General features: G+C 66.8%; 19 protein-coding genes. 11 read left to right on the top strand and 8 right to left on the bottom strand.

Features of this window, described 5'->3' with window-relative positions; all coding sequences use genetic code 11:
* Positions 1–37 precede the first annotated feature (37 nt).
* From CT3_RS16520 to CT3_RS16500, 5 genes are all read right to left on the bottom strand, one after another.
* On the bottom strand, positions 38–1,525 hold the full coding sequence (locus CT3_RS16520; protein ID WP_066536692.1) for a nucleobase:cation symporter-2 family protein: 1,488 nt from the start codon (positions 1,523–1,525) through the stop codon (positions 38–40).
* 323 nt (positions 1,526–1,848) lie between these two features.
* Positions 1,849–3,117, bottom strand: a complete 1,269-nt coding sequence (locus CT3_RS16515) for a M20 family metallopeptidase (protein WP_066537384.1) — start codon at positions 3,115–3,117, stop codon at positions 1,849–1,851.
* Positions 3,118–3,142: 25 nt separating this feature from the next.
* A complete protein-coding gene (uraD, locus tag CT3_RS16510; protein WP_066536690.1) occupies positions 3,143–4,912 on the bottom strand; it encodes a 2-oxo-4-hydroxy-4-carboxy-5-ureidoimidazoline decarboxylase in 1,770 nt (589 codons plus the stop codon).
* 72 nt (positions 4,913–4,984) lie between these two features.
* Positions 4,985–5,944, bottom strand: coding sequence for an allantoinase PuuE (gene puuE / locus CT3_RS16505; protein ID WP_066537382.1), 960 nt, complete (start codon positions 5,942–5,944; stop codon positions 4,985–4,987).
* Between the two features lie 18 nt (positions 5,945–5,962).
* The gene (locus CT3_RS16500; protein ID WP_066537380.1) at positions 5,963–6,640 is read right to left on the bottom strand and encodes a GntR family transcriptional regulator; all 678 of its coding nucleotides are present in this window, start codon (positions 6,638–6,640) and stop codon (positions 5,963–5,965) included.
* Positions 6,641–6,735: 95 nt separating this feature from the next.
* On the opposite strand from CT3_RS16500, the gene uraH reads away from it, so the two are divergent.
* Positions 6,736–7,086, top strand: a complete 351-nt coding sequence (gene uraH, locus CT3_RS16495; protein WP_066536681.1) for a hydroxyisourate hydrolase — start codon at positions 6,736–6,738, stop codon at positions 7,084–7,086.
* Between the two features lie 84 nt (positions 7,087–7,170).
* Here the strand turns inward: uraH and CT3_RS16490 are convergent, their stop codons facing one another.
* A complete protein-coding gene (locus CT3_RS16490; protein WP_066537377.1) occupies positions 7,171–7,659 on the bottom strand; it encodes a hypothetical protein in 489 nt (162 codons plus the stop codon).
* 140 nt (positions 7,660–7,799) lie between these two features.
* On the opposite strand from CT3_RS16490, the gene xdhC reads away from it, so the two are divergent.
* The 4 genes from xdhC (at position 7,800) to CT3_RS16470 (ending at position 13,357) form a co-directional block, all read left to right on the top strand.
* Positions 7,800–8,645, top strand: coding sequence for a xanthine dehydrogenase accessory protein XdhC (xdhC, locus tag CT3_RS16485; protein WP_066536679.1), 846 nt, complete (start codon positions 7,800–7,802; stop codon positions 8,643–8,645).
* A gap of 253 nt (positions 8,646–8,898) precedes the next feature.
* Complete coding sequence (locus tag CT3_RS16480; RefSeq protein WP_066536677.1) at positions 8,899–10,197, top strand: urate hydroxylase PuuD; 1,299 nt, start codon at positions 8,899–8,901, stop codon at positions 10,195–10,197.
* A gap of 245 nt (positions 10,198–10,442) precedes the next feature.
* A complete protein-coding gene (locus CT3_RS16475) occupies positions 10,443–11,066 on the top strand; it encodes a Crp/Fnr family transcriptional regulator (protein ID WP_066536675.1) in 624 nt (207 codons plus the stop codon).
* Positions 11,067–11,218: 152 nt separating this feature from the next.
* The gene (locus CT3_RS16470) at positions 11,219–13,357 is read left to right on the top strand and encodes a sensor domain-containing diguanylate cyclase (protein WP_066536671.1); all 2,139 of its coding nucleotides are present in this window, start codon (positions 11,219–11,221) and stop codon (positions 13,355–13,357) included.
* Positions 13,358–13,429: 72 nt separating this feature from the next.
* Here CT3_RS16470 and xdhB read toward each other — a convergent pair whose 3' ends face one another.
* Both xdhB and xdhA read right to left on the bottom strand, forming a co-directional pair.
* Positions 13,430–15,772, bottom strand: coding sequence for a xanthine dehydrogenase molybdopterin binding subunit (gene xdhB / locus CT3_RS16465; protein ID WP_066536668.1), 2,343 nt, complete (start codon positions 15,770–15,772; stop codon positions 13,430–13,432).
* Positions 15,769–17,292 carry a xanthine dehydrogenase small subunit gene (gene xdhA / locus CT3_RS16460; RefSeq protein ID WP_066537375.1) on the bottom strand — a complete coding sequence of 508 codons (1,524 nt, stop codon included), beginning with the start codon at positions 17,290–17,292 and terminating at the stop codon, positions 15,769–15,771. Before xdhA ends, xdhB begins: the two co-directional genes overlap by 4 nt.
* 248 nt (positions 17,293–17,540) lie before the next feature.
* On the opposite strand from xdhA, the gene CT3_RS16455 reads away from it, so the two are divergent.
* From CT3_RS16455 to CT3_RS16430, 6 genes are all read left to right on the top strand, one after another.
* Positions 17,541–18,344 carry a hypothetical protein gene (locus CT3_RS16455; protein ID WP_127446258.1) on the top strand — a complete coding sequence of 268 codons (804 nt, stop codon included), beginning with the start codon at positions 17,541–17,543 and terminating at the stop codon, positions 18,342–18,344.
* Positions 18,345–18,528: 184 nt separating this feature from the next.
* The gene (locus CT3_RS16450; protein ID WP_066536662.1) at positions 18,529–19,461 is read left to right on the top strand and encodes a LysR family transcriptional regulator; all 933 of its coding nucleotides are present in this window, start codon (positions 18,529–18,531) and stop codon (positions 19,459–19,461) included.
* A 76-nt stretch (positions 19,462–19,537) separates the two neighbouring features.
* Positions 19,538–21,127: an ABC transporter ATP-binding protein gene (locus CT3_RS16445; protein ID WP_066536659.1), complete on the top strand. Its 1,590-nt coding sequence runs from the start codon at positions 19,538–19,540 to the stop codon at positions 21,125–21,127.
* Positions 21,124–22,209, top strand: coding sequence for an ABC transporter permease (locus tag CT3_RS16440; protein WP_066536651.1), 1,086 nt, complete (start codon positions 21,124–21,126; stop codon positions 22,207–22,209). Before CT3_RS16445 ends, CT3_RS16440 begins: the two co-directional genes overlap by 4 nt.
* On the top strand, positions 22,209–23,129 hold the full coding sequence (locus CT3_RS16435) for an ABC transporter permease (RefSeq protein WP_066536647.1): 921 nt from the start codon (positions 22,209–22,211) through the stop codon (positions 23,127–23,129). The genes CT3_RS16440 and CT3_RS16435 overlap by 1 nt, the downstream gene beginning before the upstream one ends.
* A 47-nt stretch (positions 23,130–23,176) precedes the next feature.
* Positions 23,177–24,328: a BMP family ABC transporter substrate-binding protein gene (locus CT3_RS16430; RefSeq protein ID WP_066536644.1), complete on the top strand. Its 1,152-nt coding sequence runs from the start codon at positions 23,177–23,179 to the stop codon at positions 24,326–24,328.
* Positions 24,329–24,347 lie beyond the last annotated feature (19 nt).

The following is a 24,347-nucleotide window of genomic DNA, read 5'->3' as shown; positions in this document are numbered from 1 at the left end:
GGTAGCCGGGACAGAGGCTGCAGGCAGGCGGGATGCCTTAGTGGGCATCGGCCTGGCGTGCGGCCCGGACGGCGGCTTCGGTATCACCCTTGGTGCCGTTGAAGAAAACGTTCAGCAGCACCGCGCAGAGCGAGGCGAGGAGGATACCGGATTCGATCAGTGGATGGATGGCGTGCGGCATCCATTGGCGGAAATTCGGGGCCACCAGGGGAATCATGCCCACGCCGATGGACACCGCCACGATCATGGCGTTGTTGCGGTTGCCCTGGAAATCCACGTTCGAGAGGATGCGGATGCCGGTGGCGGCCACCATGCCGAACATCACCAGGCCCGCGCCTCCCAGCACCACGGTGGGCAGGGATTCGATCAGGGCCGCCATCTTGGGCAGCACCCCCAGCACCACCAGGATGACGCCGCCGGCCACGCACACCCAGCGGCTCTTGACGCCGGTCACCGCCACCAGCCCCACGTTCTGGGAGAAGCTGGTGTAGGGGAAGGTGTTGAAGATGCCGCCAATCAGCGTGCCCAGGCCGTCGGTGCGCAGACCGCGGGTCAGCTCGTCCTGCGAGATCTTTTTGTCCGTCATGTCGCCCAGGGCCAGGAACATGCCGGTCGACTCGATCATCACCACCACCATCACCAGCGACATGGTCAGGATCAGCACCGGGTCGAAGATGGGCGTGGCGATCTCGAACGGCAGGATCACATCGAACCACTTGGCTTCGCCGACCTTGTGGAAGTCCATCAGGCCCATGGCGGCAGTGATGACGCCGCCCACCAAAATGCCCATCAGCACCGAGATATTGGCCAGAAAGCCTTTGCCGAAGCGGGCGATCAGCAGGATGGTCAGCAGCACGATGCCGGAAATACCCACGCCGGTCAGGTCGCCGTACTTGGGGTTGGGGATGGTGGGCACCACGGCAAAGCCCTTGGGCACGGGCGGCAGCGAGGTGCCGGGTGCGCCGGCCATGGCCTGGGCTTCGGACAGCCACTTCAGGTGCTCGGGGTTGGGCACGCTGGGGGCGGTGGGGCCCACGGGGTTGCCGAAGATCCAGTTGATGCCCACGCGCATCAGGCTGATGCCGATCACGGCAATGATGGTGCCGGTCACCACCGGCGGGAAAAAGCGCAGCATGCGGCTGATGACCGGGGCGATCAGGATGGAAATCACCCCCGCCCCGATGACCGAGCCGAAGATCAGTCCCGCACCGGCATGGCCTCCGGTGGACTGGGCCATGGAGATCATTGGACCCACCGCGGCAAAGGTCACGCCCATCATCACCGGCAGCTTGATGCCGAACCACTGCGTGGCGCCCATGGCCTGGATCAGGGTGACGATGCCGCAGACGAACAGGTCGGCGGAAATCAGGTGGGCCACCTGCTCCGGCGGCAGATTGAGTGCGCGGCCGATGATCAGCGGCACGGCCACAGCGCCGGCATACATCACCAGCACATGCTGCAGGCCGAGGGCACTGGCGCGCCCCCAGGGCAGTTTTTCGTCAACAGGGTGGACTGTCGTGGACATGGGGTCTTCCTTGAATCCTTGTGGTCTATCTGTACGGAGCGTGGGCCGTGTGCACGGTTGATTGCGCACAGCGATCCATACAAAAAGTGTATACAAAGTGCGTGCCAGTTTCTGCCCCGTGTTTGTCCGGGTTTGGGGCGGTTTGGCTAGGGATTTGCCCTTGATTGGTGCGTGTTGCGGCAAAAACGGTGCAATGCATTTTTGTGGTGCAAAAGCATTTTTTGCACTGTGAAATGCACCGCCAGGCCGGAGCCGGACAGGTCCGGCCGGGCCACAAAAAAACCCGGCCAAGGCCGGGTTCTGTGGAAGGGGTAGGGAGCCGCTCAGGCCAGCAGATCCACCAGGCTGCGGGCAATCACCTTGGTGGCGCGGCGCAGGTCTTCCAGCACCAGGCGTTCGTCGGAACGCTTGGCGTGGCTTTCCAGCACCGTGCGGGGGCCGGCGCCGTAGATCACGCCGGGAATGCCGCGCTCCACATACAGGCGCACGTCGGTGTACAGCGGCGTGCCCACGGCCGGGGGCTTCTCGCCGAACACCGCCTGTCCATGGGTCTGGATGGCATCCACCAGTGGCTGGTTGCCCGCCAGCGGCGTCATGGCGCGGGCCAGCAGCAGGCGCTTGATGTCCACGCGCACGGCGTCTTCACCGGCGTAGCCGCGCTGGCTGTTGAAGCCTTCCACCGCCTGTGCGATCACGGCGCGGATGCTGGCTTCCACCTCGACGGGGTTTTCCTCCGGAATCATGCGGCGGTCGAGCTTGAGCACCACCTTGCCGGGGATCACATTGGTGTTGGTGCCGCCTTCGATGCGGCCGATGTTCAGATAAGGGTGCTTGATGCCCGGCACCAGGGACGTCACATGCTGGTACTTGGTGTTCTCGGCATACAGCGCCTGCATGATGGCCACGGCGGCCTGCAGCGCGTCCACGCCGGTGTGGGGCACGGCGGCGTGGGCCATCTTGCCGTGCACAGTCACTTCCATCTGCAGGCAACCGTTGTGGGCGGTCACCACCTCATAGCTGAAGCCGGCCGCCACCATCAGATCGGGCTGGGTCAGCCCCTTCTTCAGCAGCCAGCCCGGGCCCAGTTCACCGCCAAACTCTTCGTCGTAGGTGAAGTGCAGCTCCACATTGCCCTTGGCGGGCCTGGCCACGGCTTCCAGCGCGCGCACGGCAAAGGTGAAGGTGGAGAAGTCGCTCTTGCTCACGGCCGTGGCACGGCCGTACATCTTGCCGTCTTCGATCTGGGCGCCGTAGGGGTCCTTGCTCCAGCCTTCGCCGGGCGGCACCACATCGCCGTGTGCATTCAGCGCAATGGTCTTGCCGCCGCTGCCGTAGGGACGGCGCACGATCAGGTTGGTGATGGACTCCATGCCGTAGTCCTGCACTTCCTGGGCCGGCACCACATGTTTTTCGGCGGTGAAGCCAAAGGCCTGGATCAGATCGGCCGTGCGCTCGGCGTGGGGCGCGTTGTTGCCAGGCGGCGTATCGGTGGGCACCTGCACCAGGGCCTGCAGAAACTGCACCTGCTCGTCGAAATGCTGGTCGATCCAGGCGTCCAGGGCGGCGTAGGTGGCTTGGCGGTCTTGGGTCATGGTCTTGTCTCGGTGGTCGTGGGCGTTATTCGGAGGCCAGTTGCTGCAGCACATGGCCGAAGGCATCGACGGCCAGTTGCATGTCGTCGCTGGTGGTGGATTCGCGCGGGTTGTGGCTGATGCCGCCGTTCAGGCCGCGCGTGAACAGCATGGCCTGGGGCATGATCTCGTGCAGCTTCATCGCGTCATGGCCGGCGCCGCTGGGCATGCGGAAAACCGGAACGCCCAGCGCTGCCACGGCCTGCTCCCAGCGGGCCTGCCACTCGGGGGCGCTGGGAGCGGCGGCAGCCTGCATGGCCAGCTCGGTCTTGTACTGCAGGCCGCGGCGCCGGGCAATCTCTTCCAGCTTGGCCAGCACATCCTTGGCCATGGCGTCGCGCTGTGGGTCGGTGGGGGCGCGCATGTCCAGGCTGAACTGGCAGCGGCCGGGGATCACGTTGATGGAGCCGTTGGGCACCTGCAGCATGCCGATGGTGGCCACGCTGTCGCCGTCCTGCAGTGCACGCTGCTCCATGTACAGGCCCAGCTCGGCCACGCCCAGGGCCGCATCGTGGCGGCGGTCCATCGGCGTGGTGCCGGCATGGCTGGCCGTGCCATACATCTCGCAGGCATAGCGCACGCCGCCGTTGATGGAGGTGACCACGCCCAGCGGAATGTCCAGCTCGTTGAGCACCGGGCCTTGCTCGATGTGTACCTCGATGAAGCCCAGGTAGTCGGCTGCATCGCGCCGGAGCTTGGGGATGTCGTCGATGCACAGGCCTGCGTGCTGCATGGCTTCGCGCATGGTGATGCCGTCGGCATCCTTCTGGTCCAGCCACGCGGGCTGGAAGTCGCCGATCAGGGCGCCAGAGCCCAGGAAGGTGGCCTTGTAGCGCTGGCCTTCTTCCTCGGCAAAGCCCACCACCTCGATACCGAAGGGCAGGCGCTTGCCGGCGCGGTGCAGTGCACGCACGCAGGCCATGGGCACAAAGATGCCCAGGCGCCCGTCGTACTTGCCGCCGTTGCGCACGGTGTCGTAATGGCTGCCGGTGAGCAGGTATTTGCCTTCGGGGGTGGCCGGCTGGTAGCGGCCGACGACATTGCCCACGGCATCGATCTCGACCTCGTCGAACCCGCAGTCGCGCATCCAGTGGCTGATGCGCTGGGCGCAGGCCCGGTGGGCGTCGGTGAGGTAGGTGACGGTGAGCTGGCCTTTTTCGGCGTAGCCCGGCTCGCTGTGCTGGGCCAGCTTTTCCTGCCAGTCCCAGACATCGTTGCCTTCGGTGGGTTCATAGCCGAACTTGTCGTTCAGGCGGATTTCGGCAATGCGGTGGATGTTGCGGATGGCCTCGGCCCGCTCGTAGTCGGGGAGATTGAGGCTGCGGCGCGCGAAGGTGTCGATGATCTCCGCCTTGCTCAGGCCCAGGCCGCGCGGGCCGCGCACGGCCAGAATGAAGGGGAAGCCGAAACGCGCGTTGTAGTCGGCATTGAGCTGCTGGATGCGTGCAAACTCTTCGGGCGTGCAGGCGGTCAGGCCGGCCTTGTTCTGCTCGTTGGTGGATTCGGCGGTGAGCGACTTGGCCACCATGGCCTTGCCTGCCAGCTCCGGGTGGGCGCGGATCAGGTCCAGCTGGGGCTGCACGCCGGCCTGTGCCAGCACCTGCACCATGGCGTGCTTGAGCTGGGCCAGCGAGGTGAAGGGGCGCTGAGCCAGGGCGGCTTCGGCAATCCAGGGCGAATGCTCGTACAGCCCGTCCAGCAGGGCGACGGCTTCGGCAACCGAAGCGGTGTTGAGTTGTTCCAGTGTCAGAGCCATGGTGCTTCTTTCAAAAAAGTGCGCAGCCCGACGCGGGCAGGGCGTTCGGGCGGCAGGACGGCTGCGATCCTCTTACAGGGCGGGCGCGGGAAAGCGCTGCGCCCAGTGGCGGGCCAGGTCGATGCGGCGGCACACCCAGACGTCGCTGTGGCTCTGGACATGGTCCAGAAAGCGCTGCAGCGCCGTGATGCGGCCGGGGCGGCCGAGCAGGCGGCAGTGCATGCCGATGCTCATCATCTTGGGTGCGTTCTCGCCGGCCGGATCGCCCTCGGCGTACAGGGTGTCGAAGCTGTCTTTCATGTACTGGAAGAACGGATCGGCGTGTGAGTAGCCCTGGGGCAGGGCAAAGCGCATATCGTTCACGTCCAGCGTATAGGGCACGATCAGCTGGTTGTGCTTGGCACCATCGGTCTTCTCGACCGTCATCCAGAATGGCAGGTCGTCGCCGTAGTAGTCGCTGTCGTAGCTGAAGCGGCCGGCGTCGGCCACCAGGCGGTGGCTGTTGGGGCTGTCGCGGCCGGTGTACCAGCCCAGGCCGTGGTCGCCGTCGTGGCCGTAGAGCTCCTCGAAAATCTCCAGGCACTGCACCATGTGGGCGCGCTCGACCTCGTCGGGAACGTTCTGGTAGTGGATCCACTTCAGGCCGTGGCAGGCCACTTCATGGCCCAGATCCGCAAAGGCCTGGGCCAGTTCGCGGTGTTTTTGCAGTGCGGTGGCCACGCCGAACACGGTCAGCGGCAGGCCGCGTTTTTCAAATTCGCGCAGGATGCGCCAGACACCGGCGCGCGAGCCGTATTCGTAGATGCCATCCATGCTCATGTGGCGCGCCGGGTAGGCGGCCGGGTTGAACATCTCGGACAGAAACTGCTCGCTGGCCGGGTCGCCATGCAGCACGTGGTTTTCGCCACCTTCCTCGTAGTTCAGCACGAACTGCACGGCCACGCGCGCCTTGCCGGGCCACTGGGGCTGGGGCAGGTGGCTGCCGTAGCCGACCAGGTCGCGAGGATAGGGGGTGGTGGCGTCGTAAGTCATGGAAGGTTCCTGGATCAATCAGAGGGCAACGGAGGACAGTGCCATCGACAGGTCGCTGGTGGGCAGCTCGCGGTCAAAGGTCAGACCGGCTTCCACGTGCAAAAGATGTTCCTGCATCAGCCGCACGGCCGTGGTTTCGTCTTTTTCAGCCAGGGCGGCGACGATGGCGGCATGCTCCTCGTGCGAATGTTCGGCGGCGCTGGTGCTCTGGTACATCAGCGTGATCAGCGCGCAGCGCGAGATCAAGTCGCCCAGCAGCTGGGCCAGCACCTGGTTGCCCATCAGCTCGGCCATGACCACGTGAAAGTCGCCCAGCAGCTCGGTGCGCTGGCCCACATCGTTGCGGTCCATGGCTTTTTTCTCGGCGCTGATATGGGCTCGCAGCGACTGGATCTGGGCGGGCGTGACCTGCTGCACAAAGGCGCGGGTCATCTCGCTCTCCAGCATGGCGCGCACGGCGAAGACCTGCTTGGCTTCGTCCACCGAAGGGGTGGCCACAAAGGCGCCGCGTGCCGGCTCCAGCGTGACCAGGCGGTTTTGCGACAGCTGGAACAGAGCCTGGCGCACCAGCGTGCGCGAGACGCCGAAGTGGTCGGCCAGCTTCTGCTCGGCCAGCTTGGTGCCTGGCAGCAGCTTGTGTTCGACGATGGCGCGGGTCAGCGCGTCGGCAATGGTGCTGGTGGAAGAGGATTGCATGGGGTTCATCTCGATGCGATCTGGTGCAAAAATTGTATACACTTTTGGTGGACAGGAGATGGCGCGTTGCCACCCGCTTTTAAGGAGTTATCCCTATGGGCCTGAGTACCCACGTTCTGGACACCATGCATGGCGGCCCGGCTGCCGGCATGCAGGTCAAGCTGTTTGCCACGCAGGGCGACAGCGCCACCTTGCTCAAGACGCTGACGCTGAACCACGATGGCCGCACGGATGCGCCGCTGTTCGACAACGCCAGCCTGCAGGTCGGGACCTACCGCCTGACGTTCGATGTGGCCGGCTACTTCAAGGCCAGGGGCGTGCAGCTGCCCGAGCCCAATTTCCTGAACCAGGTCAGCCTGGACTTTGGTGTGGCCCATGCCGACCAGCACTACCACGTACCGCTGCTGGTCAGCCCCTGGAGCTATTCCACCTACCGCGGCTCCTGATCCGGAGCCTGCGGGGCCGCCGTGGAGGCGGCTGCGCAGCGCGGGGGCCTGCACCCGGGGTGGGGGCATGCCACCTTCGGGGAATTATTCTCCCCGCTGGCCTTCACTGAGCGTGTCCAGCTGGAAGCGCCCGGACTTGTCCCACAGCCAGGTGTCGGTGTAGCTGAGCTTGCCGCGCATGCCGGAGGGGTTGGGGAAGGGGGCTGCAGCGCGCACGGTGCGCTCGATCTCGGCCACCACCTCGGGCGCATGGGTGGGCGCACGCAGCCAGTGCAGGCGGCGCACGCCGCCATTGCGGTCCAGCTCGACCTCCAGCACGCCAATCGCATACAGCATCGGGGGCAGCTTGCCCTGGTAGATGCGGTGCTGGTTGCGGGCATAGATATGCCGGGCCGCGTCCTGGCGGTATTCGCGCACCGCCGCAGGGCTGGAGGCCCCCGCGCCCGAAGGCGTGGATGGTGGGGTGGAGCCGCAGGCGGCCAGCAGCGCCGTCACGGCGGCGGCCATGCCGCGCCACAGCCAGTGGCGGCCGGGGCGGGCAGAAGAGGGGTTGGAGGAAGAGGGTTCAGCCATGGTGCCAAGCGTATCCTGAAACCGCAGCCCCTGCTGGCAAGCAATGTGCATGGGTGCAGGGCGCACGAATGGCGCACACGGTGCCGATTCGCTGGCACCATGGCATTCCCATCACACAGGCAGACAAGGGCAGATTCTCTATGACGGTGCGCGATGCATGGACACAGCTGCAGGCCGCAGTGGCCCACGGCCCGGTGTGCCTGGTGCAGGTGCAGCAGGTGCAGGGTTCCGCCCCGCGCGAGGTGGGGGCCTGGATGGCCGTGTCCGTCGGACTGGCGCCGGGCAGTCTGCACGGTCTGGTGGGCAGCATTGGCGGCGGCCACCTGGAATACCAGGCCATGGCCCATGCCCAGCAGGTGCTGGCCGGCCGGCAGCCGCACGGCGTGCAGCGCTATGCGCTGGGCCCCAGCCTGGGCCAGTGCTGTGGGGGTGTGGTGCACCTGGCGTACCGGGTGGTCGGGGTGCAGGATCTGCCGTCGCTGCAGCTGCGCCAGGCCCGGCGCCTGCCGGTGGCGGTGTTCGGTGCCGGCCATGTGGGCCAGGCGCTGGTGGCGGCGCTGCAGCGCCTGCCCTGCAGCATCGTCTGGGTGGACAGCCGTCCCGGTCTGTGGCCAGACAGTGCGGTGGCCGATGCCTGCACCACGCTGGTGCAATCCGACCCGGTGCAGGATGCCGTGGCCGACCTGCCCGCTGGCAGCCGGGTGGTCATTCTCACCCACAGCCATGTGGAAGACTGGGACATCTCTGCCGCCTGCCTGGCACGCCAGCGCGAGGCGGGCGACCTGCCTTTTGTGGGCCTCATCGGCAGTGCCAGCAAATGGGCCAGTTTCCGCCGCCGGCTGCTGGAGCGCGGCTTCGATGCCGCGGCCGTGGACGCCGTGCAGTGCCCGGTGGGCATTCCCGGCATCGCCGGCAAGGAGCCCGAAGTGATTGCCGTGGCGATTGCCGCGCAGCTGATGCAGACCCGCGCCCTGGAGCCGAGCTGAGGCGCGGGCGGGCCGGGCATGGACTGTGCATCGGCAGTGCCGTGCTGCATTCAGGGTATGCACGGGGGGCTGCGGCGGTGTTTTTTCGCAAGGCGGCGCAGAAATTGCATACACTTTGTGTTCACAAAAACTGGTCGCAGCGGTGCTCCGGCGTTCTGCCATGGTGCGCGACCATTTCTTCTGCCCAGAGCCTCCGCAGTGGTGGGCAGGTTGATCACACAAGGCGGCCCCCACGCCGCCAGGGTTGAGAGCTATGGAAAGCTACATTCTCGACTGGGCCAACCTGCTGCTGCGGTGGCTGCACGTCATCACCGCAATTGCCTGGGTCGGTTCCTCGTTTTACTTTGTCTTCCTCGACAGCAGCCTGACGCCGCCGGTCGATGAGGACCTGAAGAAGCAGGGCGTCAGCGGCGAACTCTGGGCCGTGCACGGCGGGGGCTTCTACCACCCGGTGAAGTTTGCGGTGTCCCCGCCCAAGCTGCCCGACCACCTGCACTGGTTCTTCTGGGAAAGCTACACCACCTGGCTTTCGGGCTTTGCGCTGCTGACGGTGTCCTATCTGTGGAACGCCAACATCTACCTGGTGAACCCGACCAACCCCATCATGTCCAGCAACATGGCCATCGTGGCGGCGCTGGCCTTCCTGGTGGTGTTCTGGCTGCTGTATGACGGCATCTGCCGCATCTTCGGCCAGAAGCCCAACGGCGATGCCATCGTGGGCGGTCTGGTGCTGGTGCTGGTGTGCATCGCGGCCTATCTGGCCTGCCACATCTTCCCCGGCCAGGCGGCCTTCCTGCTGATGGGGGCGATGATTGCCACCTCGATGAGCGCCAACGTGTTCTTCTGGATCATTCCCGGCCAGCGCACCGTGGTGGCCGACCTGAAGGCCGGCAAGCCCGTGGACCCCATCCACGGCAAGCGCGGCAAGCAGCGCAGCGTGCACAACACCTATTTCACGCTGCCGGTGCTGTTTGCCATGCTGTCCAATCACTACGGCTGGCTGCACAGCCACCCGCAGAACTGGCTGGTGCTGATTCTGATGATGTTCGCCGGCGCGGCCATCCGTCAGTTCTTCGTGATGCGCCACGGCTACAAGCTGGGCCGCAACCCCCATCCCTGGAAGTATGCCGCCGTGGGCGTGGCGGTGCTGATCGGCACCGCCATCTGGCTCAAGCCTGCACCGCAGCCTGCACCCGCCGCCGCCAACATTGCGCCGGTCGGTCAGGTGGTGATGCAGGGCGAGCAGGCGGCGGCCCCCGCTGCGGCGGAGCCGGCCCCGGCGGCCAGCGCTGCGCCCCAGGCCCCGGTGGGCAGCTACGAGAACGTGCACGCCATCATGCAAAAGCACTGCATGGTCTGCCACAGCGTCAACACCATCGCGCAGAAGAACGTGAAGTTCGACACGGCCGAAGAGATCAAGAGCCACGCCCAGCAGATCTACACCCAGGTGGTGCAGCTGCGCAAAATGCCGTTCGGCAATCCGGGCGCTCTGAGCGACGAGGAGCGCAGCAGCTTCAAGCAGTGGTTTGAAAGCGGCGCCGCCGTCCGCTGAGCACCTCGCTCACCTGCCCAACCCGCAGCCCGCAAGGCCTGCGGGTTTTTTCATGCACCGGCGCACCGGGTGGCGCGTGGCGGCGGAAACGGCCACCGGAGGGTGGCGGGCTCCTGCTGGACAGGGACGGGACGCCCAGGCGGGAAGAGGCATGGAATGCCGCCGGGCCGGCATTCCATGCAGGCGCACACATCATTTGACTTTCCTCAACACCCGCAGCAGCCGGCCACGGCACAGTCCGTGCCATGTTCCACATTCCGACTTTCGACCCGTTCGCCCAGGCCGAGGTGGTCTCTGCCGGGCAGCTGCTGCGCCAGCGGCACGAACACCCCAATGAGGTCCTGTACATCGACAGCGGCCGGGTCCTGCTGGGCGTGCGCGATGAGGGACAGATGCGCCACCAGCTCGGTGTGGTCGAAGGCCCGGCCTGGCTGGATGCCGCCTTCGTGCTGACCGGACAACCCTGCTGTGTGGACATGGTGGCCGACTCCCGGGTGCGGCTGCGGCGCGTTTCGTTGCTGGAGTTCCGCCAGGGGATCTCGGCGCTGCCCGGCTCGGTGCAGTCGCTGGTGCGGGACATGGCCCAGGGCTATTGCCAACAGACGGAAACCGCGGTCAGCCGTCTGGCCCAGGATGCCGAAGCCCGCTGCGCCCAGTGGCTGCTGCGCCATGCCCAGCATGCCGACAACGGCACCATGCGCGTCACCTTGCACCAGCGCAAGCGCCTGATCGCCGCACAGCTGGGCATTGCACCCGAGACCTTCTCGCGCGTGCTGCGCCACCTGCGTGAGCACGGCCTGATTGCCGGCACCGGCAATGTGCTGAACCTGCCCCATCCCACGGCCTTGCAGGTGGTGGCGGGCGGCTGAGGTCTGACCCTCTCAGGGTAAACCGATCGCATACCAAGGGTTCCTCCTGCAATCGGGGGCGCCGTGGCTTTCCTATAGTGGGTGCTCTGTTGCAGCGAACGCCCATGTCTACATTGCCACCATCTTCTGGCGGCGGTTGGCGCTGGCCAACTATGCGCCGTACGACAGCGACCGAGCCTCTGGCCTGGTGGCCGGGCCCGCTGGTGCGCTCCTGGGGGCTGGTGGCGGTGGCCAGTCTGCTGCTGGCCTGCATGCTGTGCCTGGGTCTGCTGGCCCATTATTCCGATGCCCAGACCCTGCGCGACGAGCGCCGCCAGCAGGAAATGGTGGCCGGCTTCACCGCGCGCACGCTGGGGGTACGCATCGAGTCCTACCAACGCGTTCTGCAGTCCATGGGCCAGGGCATCCATTCCAGCATGCTCGACACCCCCTATCTGCTGGAGCTGCTGCTGCGGGAAGACGCAGGCTATGCCGGCATTTTCGACACCCTGGTGATGACGGCCAGCGACGGCAGCATGGTGTCCTATGCCCCCTCGGGCGGTACGCCGGCGGGCGGCAGTGCGCTGCGCGATGCGCTGCGCCGGACGCTGTCGGACGGCAAGCCCCAGGTCACCCACATCACCGTGGAAGCGGCGGTCGAAGGCGCCACGCCCCAGCTGGGCCTGGTGCTGACCGTGCCGCTGCGCCAGGCCGGCGGTGCCGTGCGGGGCGCACTGGCCGGCCTGGTGCGCATGGGCCTGCCCAGTCTGCTGCCTCAGCCCGGGGAAGACGCGCCGACGCAGCGCTGGCTGCTGGTGGACCAGGACGGGCTGCTGCTGGCCGATTCCCGGATAGCGCCACCGCAGCGGTCCGAGACTGTGGCTTCCCCGGACGCTGCGGCCGCGCCGGCCGCCGAGCGTGTGCAGACGGCGCTGGGGGTGAGCGACGCACAATGGGCGGCCTTGTCCTCCAGCAGCACCGCCAATGCCGACAGCCAGCAGTGGGGCCACCTGATGGTCACGCGGGTAGGCCTGCCGCTGCCGCGCTGGCAGGTGGTGGCGGTGCGCGACCTGTCCACGCGCCTACTGGGCCTGCAGCGGCTCACGCCGTGGCAGTGGCTGGCGCTGGTGGCCACGGCCGTGGCCGTGGCGCTGGCCTTGCTGGGTGCACTGTGGTGGCTCAGCCGCCCGCTGGTGGGGCTGCTGCGCCAGGGCACGCGCCGGCGGGCCGAGGCACAGGCCCTGCGCCCCCTGGCCGCACCGGTCCAGCCCGGCGGGCGCATGCCGGACAGCGTGGTACCGGTGCCGCCCCTTGCTGTACCGGAAGGGCTGTCACCGCTGGTGCTGGATGAGGCCTCGCACCTGCGGGAACACTGGCAGGCACTGGAGCAGGAGCTGCACCGCAGCCAGCAGCAGGCCGGCAGCCTGGAGGCTGCCGTGGTCCAGTTGCTGGAAGCCATGCCCGGCGGCGCGGTGTGGGAGCAGGGCGAAGTGCTGCTCTATGTCTCGCGCCGTGCGGCGGCGCTGCTGGGGCGCGACGCCAAATCGCTGCAAGGCGTGCACCTGCACCAGCTGCTGCACAACCAGTCGGGGCTGCGGCAGTGGATTGCGCGGGCGACCGGCAGCCTGGCCAGCTTCGGCCATGTGCGGGGGGAGGTGCCGTGGAAGCTCCAGCCCGGCCTCACGCGCTGGCTGCAGGTGCAAGGCCAGGCCATGCAGCTGCCCGCCCTGGGCAATCTGTGGCTGCTGGACGATGCCGAAGTGCTACGCCAGCAGCGCCGGCTGGCACGCTGGCAGGATGCGCACGACGCGGGCACCGGCCTGCCCAACCAGTACACGCTGCAGATGCAGCTGCAGTCCTGGTGTGCGGCGCCGCCCACCGAGCCGCAGGGCCAGGGGCTGCTGTGGCTGGATGTGGACTATTTCACGGCCCTCAATGCCACGGCCGGGCGGGCGGCAGGCGATGAGGTGCTGCGCCAGGTGGCGTGGCTGCTGCAGCGCGAGCAGGGCGCCCACGGCCTGGCGGCGCGGGTGGGGGCGGATGCCTTTGTGCTGTGGCTGCACGCTGCCGACACCGAAGCGGCCGTGCAGACCCTGGCCTGGCGCCTGTGTGCGGCCGTGCAGGAATGGGCCCCCCACTATGCCGGCCAGCGTTTTGTGCTGGGGCTGAGCGTGGGCTGGCTGTGGACCGATGCCGCCGATCTGGATGCCGACCAGCTGCTGCGCACTGCGGAAGCCGCCTGCCGTGAGGCCAAGCGCAGCGGCCAGGGGCGGGCAGTGCAGGCCCGCCTGCCGGATGTCCTCCGGCAGTGAGGGCGCCGCAGCCCAGCGCTGGACCACCGGCCCGTGCGCGCCAGCAGCGCACATGGAGTGATCGGGCGGTGATCAGCTGGGGAGTGCCTGCAGGGCGTTCAGCACATGCTCTGCCGTGGCCGGGGCTTCCAGCTGCACCGGCGCATGGGCATGGCCCTGCTTGGCATGGTGGCTGCCGATGGCGTGGCGCAACGCCTCGTACACGCTGATGGCCAGCATGAAGGGCGGCTCGCCCACGGCCTTGCTGCCGCCCACGTTGTCCTCGTGGTTGGGCTCCTCGAATAGTTCCACCTTGAAGTGGGCCGGCACATCGCCGGTGGCCGGAATCTTGTAGGTGCTGGGCGCATGGGTGGTCAGCAGGCCCTTGTCGTTCCACACCAGCTGCTCGGTGGTCAGCCAGCCCATGCCCTGGATGAAGCCGCCTTCCACCTGTCCGATGTCGATGGCCGGGTTGATGCTGCGGCCGGCGTCGTACAGCACATCGATGGCCAGCACCCTGGATTCGCCGGTCAGCGTGTCGATGGCCACTTCGGTGCAGGCCGCACCGTAGGCAAAGTAGTAGAAGGGCCGACCGGTCAGCGTGGTCTTGTCGTAGTGGATCTTGGGTGTGCGGTAGAAGCCATCGCTCCACAGCTGGATGCGGTTGGCATAGGCGGCCTGCACCACGTCGGTGAAGGCGCGCTCGCCCTTGGGCGTGCGGACCACACCGCCGACAAAGCCGACGGCACCGGCGCCGCAGTGGTCCAGCCCGGCCACAAAGGCGGCCAGGTTGTCGCGCACGCTGCGTGCGGCGTACTGGGCGGCGCGGCCGTTCAGGTCGGTGCCGCTGCTGGCGGCGGTGGCGCTGGCATTGGGCACCTTGCTGGTGTCGCTGGCCGTCACCTTGACCTGGGCCAGCGGCACCCCCAGCTCGTCGGCCACGATCTGGGCGACCTTGGTGTGCAGGCCCTGTCCCATTTCGGTGCCACCATGGTTCACCTGCACCGTGCCGTCGGTGTAGACATGGACCAGGGCGCCGGCCTGGTTGAACAGCGTGGCGGTGAAGCTGATGCCGAACTTGACCGGGGTGATGGCAATGCCGCGCTGGATCACGTCATTGCGGGCATTCCAGTCCGCAATCGCCTTTAGCCTCTGCGGGTAGTTCGCAGACTGTTCCAGCTTCTGCGTGATGGGCAGCAGGATGTTGTCCTCCACGCGCATCTGGTAGTGCGTCACATCGCGGCCGGCAGCGGGGTCGGCTTCGTAGTAATTGCGGCGGCGCACGGCCAGGGCGTCCAGGCCCAGGGTGCGGGCAATGTCGCCGAGGATGGTTTCGATGACGATCACCCCCTGCGGTCCGCCAAACCCGCGAAATGCCGTATGGCTTTGCGTATGGAGCTTGCAGCGGTAGGAGCTGATGGACACGTCCGACAGGAAATAGGCGTTGTCCGCGTGGAAGATGGCGCGGTCGGCCACGGGGCCGGACAGATCGGCGGAAAAGCCGCAGTTTGCCAGCATCTCCAGTTGCAGGCCGGTGATGCGGCCGGTGTCGTCAAAGCCCACATCCCAGTGGTAGGCAAACGGGTGGCGCTTGCCGGTCACCATGAAGTCGTCGTCCCGGTCCAGCCGCAGCTTGACCGGGGCGTTGAACTTGCGTGCCGCCAGCGTGGCCCACACGGCCAGGTGGCCGGACTGGGTTTCCTTGCCGCCAAAGCCGCCGCCCATGCGCCGGCACTGCACGGTGACGGCGTGGTTGCCGATGTCCAGGGCATGGGCCACCCAGTGCTGCACCTCGCCCGGGTGTTGGGTGCTGGAGTAGATCCACCACTGGTCCTGCTCCATCGGCAGGGCGTAGGCAATCTGGCCTTCCAGGTAGAAATGTTCCTGTCCCCCCACTTCCAGCGTACCTTGCAGCCGGTGGCCGGCACGGGCCAGACCGGCCGCCGCATCGCCGCGCTTCACATGCACGGGCGGCAGCACATAGCTTTGGACCCGGTGGGCGTCGTGCACATTCAGCAGGGCGGGCAGGGGCGTGATGTCGCACTGCACCTTGCGCGCGGCGCGGCGGGCGGCCATCACGCTGTCGGCCACGACCAGGCCGATCACCTGGCCGATGTGCTGCACCGTGTCCTGGGCAAAGATGGGCTCGTCGTGCCCAAAGGCTGCCAGGATGGGGTCGCCGGGAATGTCGGCGGCCAGCACCACGCCGCGCACCCCGGGCAGGGCCAGGGCGGCGCTGGCATCCACCCCGTGCAGCTGGCCGTGGGCGACCTGGCTGAGGATGGGGGCGGCGTAGAGCGTACCGCGCACTTCGGGCACATCGTCCACATACTGGGCTTCGCCCTTGAGCTGGGCGACGGCACTTTCGTGGAAGGCGGACTGGCCCACGGCCTGGGCGGTGGCAGCCGTCAGTGCGGCTTCATGGGGGGCGTTCATGGCAGAACCTCCACGGCAATCTGTTCCAGGGTGGTGGCGCGGTGGCCTTGGCTTTCGTTCCAGAAGCGCGTCACCAGGCTGGCCAGCAGCTGGCTGCGGTAGGCGCCGCTGGCGCGCATGTCGGAAATCGGGCTGAACTGGGCCTGCAGCGCAACGGCTGCAGCCTGCGCCGTGGCAGCATTCCAGGGCTGGCCGCGCAATGCGGCTTCGGCCTGGGTGGCGCGCACCGGGGTGGCGGCCACCCCGCCGGCGCCGATCGTGGCTTCGGTGACGATGCCGCCTTGTACGGCCACGCGCAGCACCAGGCAGACCGCGGAAATGTCATCGTCCTGGCGTTTGCTGACCTTGTAGGCGCGCAGCAGGTGCAGGTCCCCTGCCTGTGCCGTGGCCTGGGTGGCGTGCAGGGGCACGTCAATGCGCACCAGCAGCTCGTCCACTGCCATCACGTTCTGGCGGTAGCCGGTGTACAGGTTTTCCAGCGGCAGACGGCGCTCGCCCCGCACGCTGGCCAGCACGATCTGGGCGTTCAGCGCGATCAGCAGCGGCATGGAGTCGCCGATGGGCGAGCCATTGGCCACATTGCCGCCCAGCGTGCCGCTGTTGCGCACCGGCAGGCCGGCAAAGCGGGCCGCAAAGCGGTGCAACTCGGGGTAGTGCTGCTCCAGGGCGGCAAAGGCCTCGGTCAGCGTGGCGGCGGCGCCTATCTGCAACTGGCCGTCCTGCCGTGTGATCTGGCGCAGGGCGGTGACCCGGGTCAGGTCCAGCACAGCGGGGAAGCGCTTGTGCTGCTTGGTCACCCACAGGCCCACGTCGGTACAGCCTGCCACCACCTGGGCGTGCGGCTGGTCTGCGCGCAGCCGCAGCAGTTCCTGCAGATCGGTCGGGGATTGGTAGGCGGACTCACTGTCCACGGACTTTCGCTCGCGCTGCAGCTGTTCCAGCTTTTGCAGCACCGCGGACTGGTTCAGCGGCGCCGGGGGCAGATCCCCCATCTGCTGGGCGGCATCCAGGATGGGGCGGTAGCCGGTGCAGCGGCACAGATTGCCGGACAGCGCCTCCTGCGCCTGGGTGCGGTCCACCGGGGCGCCTTGCAGCGTGTGGTTCTCGTACAGGCCAAACAGGCTCATCACGAAGCCGGGGGTGCAAAAGCCGCATTGCGAGCCGTGGCACTGCACCATGGCCTCTTGCGCCGGGTGCAGCGGGTGGCCGGCGGCATGGGCGATCAACGGGTCGCGGGCCAGGTCTTCCACCGTCCACAGGGCCAAGCCGTCTACCGAATGCGCCAGGCGGATGCAGCTGTTGATGGCGCGCAGCTGCAGCACCGGGTCTTTTCCGGCCTGCTGCATGCGCTCGCCCAGCACCACGGTGCAGGCACCGCAGTCGCCTTCGCCACAACCTTCCTTGGTGCCGGTGCAGTGCAGGTCTTCGCGCAGCACTTCCAGCAGCGTGCGGTCGGGCGGGACGTCGTGCAAGGTGACCGGCTGGCCCCTGCGCAGGAATTGGATGGTGCGGGTGGTCATTTTCTGGTGGTCCTCGTGGGCATAGGCCGCATAGAGAAGCAGGGTACGCCAGTGCCAGGGCGCTTGCATATGTCAGAACGTATGTGCGGCATCCAGGCGTACAGATAGCTGCGGCTTCAAACTTGGGAGCAATGCAAGCAATCCTTATGCCGTTTTGGATGCGGCGGCAGGGGATATACGCGAACCGCCGGCCGCCCGCACTTGGTAGACTTGGGTGTGATCACCTGTCTGCGCGTGTCTGCTGCCCCATGAAGCTGCCCTCCTTTTTCCGACGAGCCAAGAACGCCCTGAAGTTCTGGTCCGCCGCTCCTGCTGTGGAGGCTGCAACGTCCCCCATGCCCACATTCGATGTGGAGGAAGCGAAGGAGAGAGTGGCCAAGCTCAAGCTGCCTGAAGCCAACACCCCGCTGCGCATGCATGCGGTGGTCAAGCTCGCGCCGATTCCGCTGCCGCGCGCGGTCCGCTATGAAAGCCAGGTCATCTACACCTTGGCACTGGCGGGCACGGCGCTGCTGGTGTGGGGCGGTTTCCAGGTGCCGGTGGACTGGCTGCTGTGGTATGGCATGGCAGCGCTGCTGGTGTTTGCCGGCCTGTTTCGCATCGAAGGGCCGCTGACCCGGGCCGAACACAAGGCCCGCAGCATGGAGGTGCGGCTGCGCCATGAAGACTACCTGCAGGCGGAGTCCCGCCTCAAGCAGGTGCTTAGCGAGCGCTTCAACGAGCGCATGACCGAGTTCCAGACCATGCAGAACCTGTATGAACAGGCCAAGAAGGCGGTCACGGCCATCGAGCAGAACAAGGGCAACAGTTTCCTGAGTGCACTGTCCAACCCTTTTCGCACCGAAAAGACCGAGGCCGAGCTGCTGGCCGACGAGGTGGAGCGGCTGGAGCAGCGCATGGCCGCCCTGGTGTCGGAGCTGGAAGACTTCTCCGACATCCACAAGGAAGAGATCGACGCCGCCATCATGGCCCGCCACAATGCGCGCCTGGCGTACTGGCAGGCCAAGCTGGACGAGGCCGTCATGACCGGGGAGGCGGTGCAGCAGCACTGAGGACCCGGCACAGGCCGCCACCACGCGGTGGCCTGGCACTGCAATTGCATGGTGTACTTCCCCGCCAGGGGCAGCGGCCCGTGGGCGGGACTTCCCCGGGGCTGCCGGCCTGCGCTGCCCATGCATACTGCGCAGCAGCTTTTACACATCCGTAACCCATTCCCTTTTCGCCTTTTCTGCTTCCATGCGCGAGCAAACCCTGTTTGACAAGATTGACCTGCACCTGATCCGTGTGCTGCACACGGTGCTGGTGGAGCGCAATGTCTCGCGGGCAGCCGTGCGCCTGGGCATGTCGCAGCCGGCGGTGTCCACCGCGCTGCGCCGGCTGCGGGAACTGGCGGGCGATCCGCTGCTGGTGCGCTCCGGTGCGGCCATGCAGCCCACCGATGCGGCGCTGCACATGATCGAGCCTGCGGCCGCCATCCTGCGTGCGGCCGAAGGGCTGTTTTCCCAGGCCCGCAGCTTTGACCCGGCCCAGGCCAGCCGCACGTTCCGCATCGCGGCCAGCGACTACCTGGATCCCCTGTTCCTGCCCCAGCTGGTGGCCTATCTGAAAGCCCACGCCCCGGGCTGCCCGGTGGAGGTGATGGCGCTCAGCCACGAGGTGCACTACCAGGCCCAGCTGGCCCAGGGCGAGGTGGATGTGGTGATCGGCAACTGGCCGGCCCCCCCGATGGAGCTGCACCAGAGCCCCCTGTTCGACGACGAGGTGGTGTGCCTGGTCAGCAACCGCCACCCGGCCGTGCGCCGGGGCTGGGACGAGTCGGCCTGGCTGGAGGCCGAGCACATCGCCCCCATGCCCACCTACCCGGGCGCGCGGGGCGTGATCGATCTGCAGCTCGAACAGCTGGGTCTGCAGCGCAACATCACGGCGCGCTGCGCCCATTTCAGCCTGATGCCCGACATCGTGGCCGGCAGCCTGCTGGTGCTGACCACCGGCCGCCAGTTCTGTGAACGCTTTGTGCAGCGGCTGCCGCTGCAGATACTGCCTTGCCCGGTGCCCCTACCACGACTGACGTACTACCAGCTGTGGCATGCGCGCACCCACCATTCGGCAGCGGCCATCTGGCTGCGAGAGGCGGTGAAAGACGTGGCTTTGATGCTCTCTAAACAGTAGCGTATAGCCCAGTAGCAGTCAGCGGTTAACCCCAATTCATCCCAGTGACAGAAACAATCTGAGAGAAAATCCCGGCATGAATCCCCCCGATACAACCCCCACGCCCGGTGTCGCATCACCGCGTTTGCAGCTGGTGGGCATTACCAAACGATACCCGGCCGTGGTGGCCAACAGTGGGGTGTCGCTGACGGTGCAGCCAGGCGAAGTGCATGCTGTGCTGGGTGAAAACGGCGCTGGCAAGTCCACGCTGATGAAGATCATCTATGGCACGGTCAAGCCCGACGAGGGTGCGGTGCACTTCGACGGCAAGCCCGTGTCCATCCGCAACCCGCAGGAAGCGCGGCAGCTGGGCATCGCCATGGTGTTCCAGCATTTCAGCCTGTTCGACACGCTCACCGTGGCCGAAAACGTCTGGCTGGGCCTGGACAAGGGCATGCCGCTGGCCGACGTGACGCGCCGCATCACCGAAGTGGGCAGCGAATACGGCATGGACATCGATCCGCTGCGCCCGGTCCACACCCTGTCGGTGGGCGAGATGCAGCGCGTGGAAATCATCCGCGCCCTGCTGACCAACCCGCGCCTGCTGATTCTGGACGAGCCGACTTCGGTGCTGACGCCCCAGGCGGTGGAAAAGCTGTTTGTGGTGCTGAAAAAACTGGCATCCGAAGGCTGCTCCATTCTCTACATCAGCCACAAGCTGCACGAAATCCGCGAACTGTGCTCGGCCTGCACGGTGCTGCGCGGCGGGGTGGTCACCGGCGTGTGCAACCCGCAGAACGAAAGCAATGCCTCGCTGTCGCGCCTGATGATCGGCTCGGAGCCGCCGGCGCTGCAACGCCAGGCGCCGAAGACCGGCGACGTGGTGCTGAAGGTGCAAGGGCTGAGCTTGGGTAAGACCGACCAGTTCGGCGTGGACCTGATCGACATTGGGCTGCAGGTGCGCGCCGGTGAAGTGGTGGGCATTGCCGGCGTGTCCGGCAACGGCCAGAAAGAGCTGCTCTACGCCCTGTCCGGCGAAGACACCCGCGCCGCGCCGGCCATGGTGCAGGTGCTGGGCCAGGACGCAGGCCGCATGGGCCCGCGCCAGCGCCGTGCGCTGGGCCTGCATTTCGTGCCGGAAGAACGCCTGGGCCGGGGCGCAGTCCCCACCATGGGACTGGCGCACAACCTGCTGCTGACCCGCAATGACGCCGTGGGCTCTGGCGGCTGGTTGCGCATGGGCCAGTTGCAGGCGCATGCGGCCGACATCATCCGCCGTTTCGGTGTGAAGGCCGGCGGCCCGAATGCCGCGGCCAAGTCGCTGTCGGGCGGCAATCTGCAGAAATTCATCGTGGGCCGCGAGATCGATGCCAAGCCCAGGCTGCTCATCGTCTCCCAGCCCACCTGGGGGGTGGACGTGGGCGCGGCAGCGCAGATCCGGGGGGCGATGCTGGCGCTGCGGGACGCGGGCTGCGCCGTGCTGGTGCTCAGCGAGGAGTTGGACGAATTGTTTGAAATCAGCGACCGCCTGCATGTGGTGGCCAAGGGGCGCCTGAGCCCTTCCGTGGACCGGGCCGATGCCTCGGTGCAGAAGATTGGCGAATGGATGAGCGGCCTGTGGCATGCCGAGGTGCAGCAGCACCTGGCGCGCAGCGAGCGCCAGGCCGGGGCAGGGGGGCAGGCATGATCAAGCTGGAACAACGTCCCCAGGCTTCGCGCTGGTGGACCTATGGATCGCCCTTGCTGGCGCTGGCCATCACGGTGCTGATCGGCATCGTCCTGTTCATGCTGCTGGGCAAGGACCCGGTCAAGGGGCTGCAGGCCTTCTTCTGGGAGCCGCTGAAGACCACCTACGCCATGGGCGAGGTGGCCATGAAAGCCACGCCGCTGCTGCTGATCGCACTGGGCCTGGCCGTGTGCTTTCGCTCCAATGTGTGGAACATCGGCGCTGAAGGGCAGTTCGTGATCGGTGCCGTGGCAGCCGGTGGTGTGGCCCTGCTGGCCGACAAGACCACCGGTCCCTGGATCGTGCCGGTGATCCTGCTGGCGGGTGTGCTCGGCGGCATGGTGTGGGCGGGCATCGTGGCCTTGCTGCGCGACAAGTTCAACGCCAACGAGATCCTGGTCAGCCTGATGTTGGTCTATGTCGGCACCCTGGTGCTGGGCTATCTGGTCTATGGTCCCTGGAAGGACCCCATGGGCTACAACTTCCCGCAGAGCAAGATGTTCGAGCGGGTCACGCAGATTCCCAAGCTGATCGAAGGCACGCGCCTGCACATCGGCACGCTGCTGGCCTTGCTCGGCTCGGCCCTGCTGTGGGTCTTCCTGTTCCGCACCAAGCTGGGCTTTGCCCAGCAGGTGGGCGGTCTGGCCCCGGCGGCGGCGCGCTACGCCGGTTTCTCCTCGCGCCGCGCGCTGTGGACGGCGCTGCTGATCTCGGGCGGCTGTGCCGGCCTGGCGGGTGCACTGGAAGTGGCGGGCCCCATTGGCCAGCTCACCCCCTATGTGCCGGCCGGTTACGGCTTTGCTGCCATCATCGTGGCCTTCGTGGGGCGCCTGCACCCGGTGGGCATGATCTTCTCTGCCATTCTCATGAGCATGTTCTATATCGGTGGTGAGCTGGCGCAGTCGCGTCTGGGCCTGCCCAAGTCTTTGACCGGCGTCTTCCAGGGTCTGCTGCTTTTCACGCTGCTGGCATGCGACACCCTGATCGCCTACCGCCTGCGCTGGGTCTCCGCTCCCAAGGGCGCAGCAAAAGGAGGCCAGTGATGGACGCTTACGCACTGCTACTGGGTTCCACCCTGAGCGCCGGCACCGTGCTGGCGCTGGCGGCCCTGGGTCTGCTGATCAATGAAAAAGCCGGCATCGTCAACCTGGGGGCCGAAGGCATGATGCTGTGCGCCGCCCTGGCGGGCTTTGCCGCGGTGGTGCACACCGGCAGCACCTGGATCGGCTTTGCCGCCGGCATGGCGGCGGGCGCGCTGCTGGCCGGCCTGTTCGGGGTGCTGGTGATCTGGTTGAACACCAACCAGTACGCCACCGGTCTGGCGCTGAGCCTTTTCGGCACCGGCTTCTCGGCCTTTGCCGGCCAGGCCTATGTGCAGGCCAAGCTGCCAGAGCTGCCCAAGTACGCCATTCCGCTGCTGTCGGACATCCCGGTCATCGGCCCGGCACTGTTCAAGCTGCATCCGCTGGTCTACATCACCGTGCTGCTGGCGCTGGCGCTGATCGCTTTCCTGTACCGCTCGCGCGCCGGGCTGGTGCTGCGTGCCGTGGGCGAATCGCCCGAATCGGCCCACGCCATCGGCTATGCCGTGCGTCCCATCCGTCTGGCGGCCGTGATGGCCGGTGGCGCGCTGTGCGGTCTGGCAGGTGCCTACATCTCCACGGTGTATACCCCGCTGTGGGTCGAAGGAATGGTCGCGGGCCGTGGCTGGATTGCCCTGGCGCTGACCACCTTCGCCACCTGGCGGCCGGCCCGCGTGCTGCTGGGTGCCTACCTGTTCGGCGGCGTGACCATGCTGCAGTTCCACCTGCAGGCCACGGGCGTGCAGGTGGCCAGCCAGCTGCTGTCCATGCTGCCTTATCTGGCCACCATCGTGGTGCTGGTTATCATCTCGCGCAATCCGGCCTGGATCCGCGCGAACATGCCGGCTTCCCTCGGCAAGCCGTTCTATCCCGGCTCCTGAGACCAGATTCCCCTTTTTCACAGAACTCCCACCAGAGGAACACTCGCATGAACGCACTGCGCAAGCGCACTTTGCTCAAGATGATCGGCCTGTCGGCCGTGTCCGTGGCGGCCCTGACGGCCTGCGGCAAGAAGGAAGAAGCACCGGCTCCGGCCGCTGCCCCTGCTGCCCAGGCACCGGCGGCCGACAAGCTGAAGGTCGGTTTCATGTACGTCAGCCCCATCGGAGATGGCGGCTGGACCTTCCAGCACGAGCTGGCGCGCAAGGCGATTCAGGAGAAGTTCGGCGACAAGATCGAAACCTCCATGGTGGAAAGCGTGCCCGAGTCGGCCGACGCCGAGCGCGTGATGCGTGACATGGCCGGCCAGGGCAACAAGCTGGTCTTCGCAACCAGCTTCGGCTACCAGGAATTCGTGCAGAAGGCGGCCGCCGATCTGAAGGACGTGAAGTTCGAGCACGCCACCGGCTACAAGCAGGCCGACAACGTGGCCGTGTACGACAGCAAGACCTTCGAAGGCGCCTATCTGGCCGGTCTGGTGGCCGGTGCCATGACCAAGACCAAGACCGTGGGTGTGGTGGCTTCGGTGCCCATCCCCGAAGTGGTGCGCAACATCAACAGCTTTGTGCTGGGCGCCCAGGCCATCGATCCCTCGATCAAGGCCAAGGTGGTATGGGTGAACGAATGGTTCAGCCCCCCCAAGGAATCGGAAGCTGCCACCAGCCTGCTCAACGGCGGTGTGGACGTGATGTACCAGAACACCAATTCGCCCGCCGTGCTCAAGACCGCCGAAGAGCGCGGTGCCTATGCCTTCGGCAAGGACGGCGACATGAGCGCCTTCGCGCCCAAGGCCCACCTGGGCTCGGCCGTGATCAACTGGACGCCTTACTACACCAAGGTGGTGGAAGACACGCTGGCCGGCAACTGGCAGGGCGGCAACTACTGGTGGGGCGTCAAGGAAGGCGCCATGGATCTGGTGAAGATCGCCGACCAGGTGCCCCAGGACATCAAGGACAAGGTCGAGAAGGCCAAGGCCGGCATGAGGGACGGCAGCTTCGCCGTCTGGACCGGTCCCATCAAGGACAACACCGGCAAGGAAGTGCTGGCCGCCGGCCAGGTGGCCGATGACGGCTTCCTGCGTGGCATCAACTTCTACGTCAATGGCGTGGAAGGCAAGGTGCCGGGCGCAGGCGGCAAATAAGCACGGGCCCGCAAGCCCC

The organism is Comamonas terrigena NBRC 13299 (assembly GCF_006740045.1).
GTDB lineage: Bacteria > Pseudomonadota > Gammaproteobacteria > Burkholderiales > Burkholderiaceae_C > Comamonas > Comamonas terrigena.
The sequence above is the reverse complement of the archived record's forward strand: the minus strand, read 5'-3'. Positions and strand labels throughout refer to the sequence as shown.

Bases quoted from the DNA above. Each gene is read 5' to 3' on its own strand.
- CT3_RS16520 (WP_066536692.1), bottom strand. From the start codon at position 1,525: ATGTCCACGACAGTCCACCCTGTTGACGAAAAACTGCCCTGGGGGCGC.
- CT3_RS16515 (WP_066537384.1), bottom strand. From the start codon at position 3,117: ATGACCCAAGACCGCCAAGCCACCTACGCCGCCCTGGACGCCTGGATC.
- uraD (WP_066536690.1), bottom strand. From the start codon at position 4,912: ATGGCTCTGACACTGGAACAACTCAACACCGCTTCGGTTGCCGAAGCC.
- puuE (WP_066537382.1), bottom strand. From the start codon at position 5,944: ATGACTTACGACGCCACCACCCCCTATCCTCGCGACCTGGTCGGCTAC.
- CT3_RS16500 (WP_066537380.1), bottom strand. From the start codon at position 6,640: ATGCAATCCTCTTCCACCAGCACCATTGCCGACGCGCTGACCCGCGCC.
- uraH (WP_066536681.1), top strand. From the start codon at position 6,736: ATGGGCCTGAGTACCCACGTTCTGGACACCATGCATGGCGGCCCGGCT.
- CT3_RS16490 (WP_066537377.1), bottom strand. From the start codon at position 7,659: ATGGCTGAACCCTCTTCCTCCAACCCCTCTTCTGCCCGCCCCGGCCGC.
- xdhC (WP_066536679.1), top strand. From the start codon at position 7,800: ATGACGGTGCGCGATGCATGGACACAGCTGCAGGCCGCAGTGGCCCAC.
- CT3_RS16480 (WP_066536677.1), top strand. From the start codon at position 8,899: ATGGAAAGCTACATTCTCGACTGGGCCAACCTGCTGCTGCGGTGGCTG.
- CT3_RS16475 (WP_066536675.1), top strand. From the start codon at position 10,443: ATGTTCCACATTCCGACTTTCGACCCGTTCGCCCAGGCCGAGGTGGTC.
- CT3_RS16470 (WP_066536671.1), top strand. From the start codon at position 11,219: ATGCGCCGTACGACAGCGACCGAGCCTCTGGCCTGGTGGCCGGGCCCG.
- xdhB (WP_066536668.1), bottom strand. From the start codon at position 15,772: ATGAACGCCCCCCATGAAGCCGCACTGACGGCTGCCACCGCCCAGGCC.
- xdhA (WP_066537375.1), bottom strand. From the start codon at position 17,292: ATGACCACCCGCACCATCCAATTCCTGCGCAGGGGCCAGCCGGTCACC.
- CT3_RS16455 (WP_127446258.1), top strand. From the start codon at position 17,541: ATGAAGCTGCCCTCCTTTTTCCGACGAGCCAAGAACGCCCTGAAGTTC.
- CT3_RS16450 (WP_066536662.1), top strand. From the start codon at position 18,529: ATGCGCGAGCAAACCCTGTTTGACAAGATTGACCTGCACCTGATCCGT.
- CT3_RS16445 (WP_066536659.1), top strand. From the start codon at position 19,538: ATGAATCCCCCCGATACAACCCCCACGCCCGGTGTCGCATCACCGCGT.
- CT3_RS16440 (WP_066536651.1), top strand. From the start codon at position 21,124: ATGATCAAGCTGGAACAACGTCCCCAGGCTTCGCGCTGGTGGACCTAT.
- CT3_RS16435 (WP_066536647.1), top strand. From the start codon at position 22,209: ATGGACGCTTACGCACTGCTACTGGGTTCCACCCTGAGCGCCGGCACC.
- CT3_RS16430 (WP_066536644.1), top strand. From the start codon at position 23,177: ATGAACGCACTGCGCAAGCGCACTTTGCTCAAGATGATCGGCCTGTCG.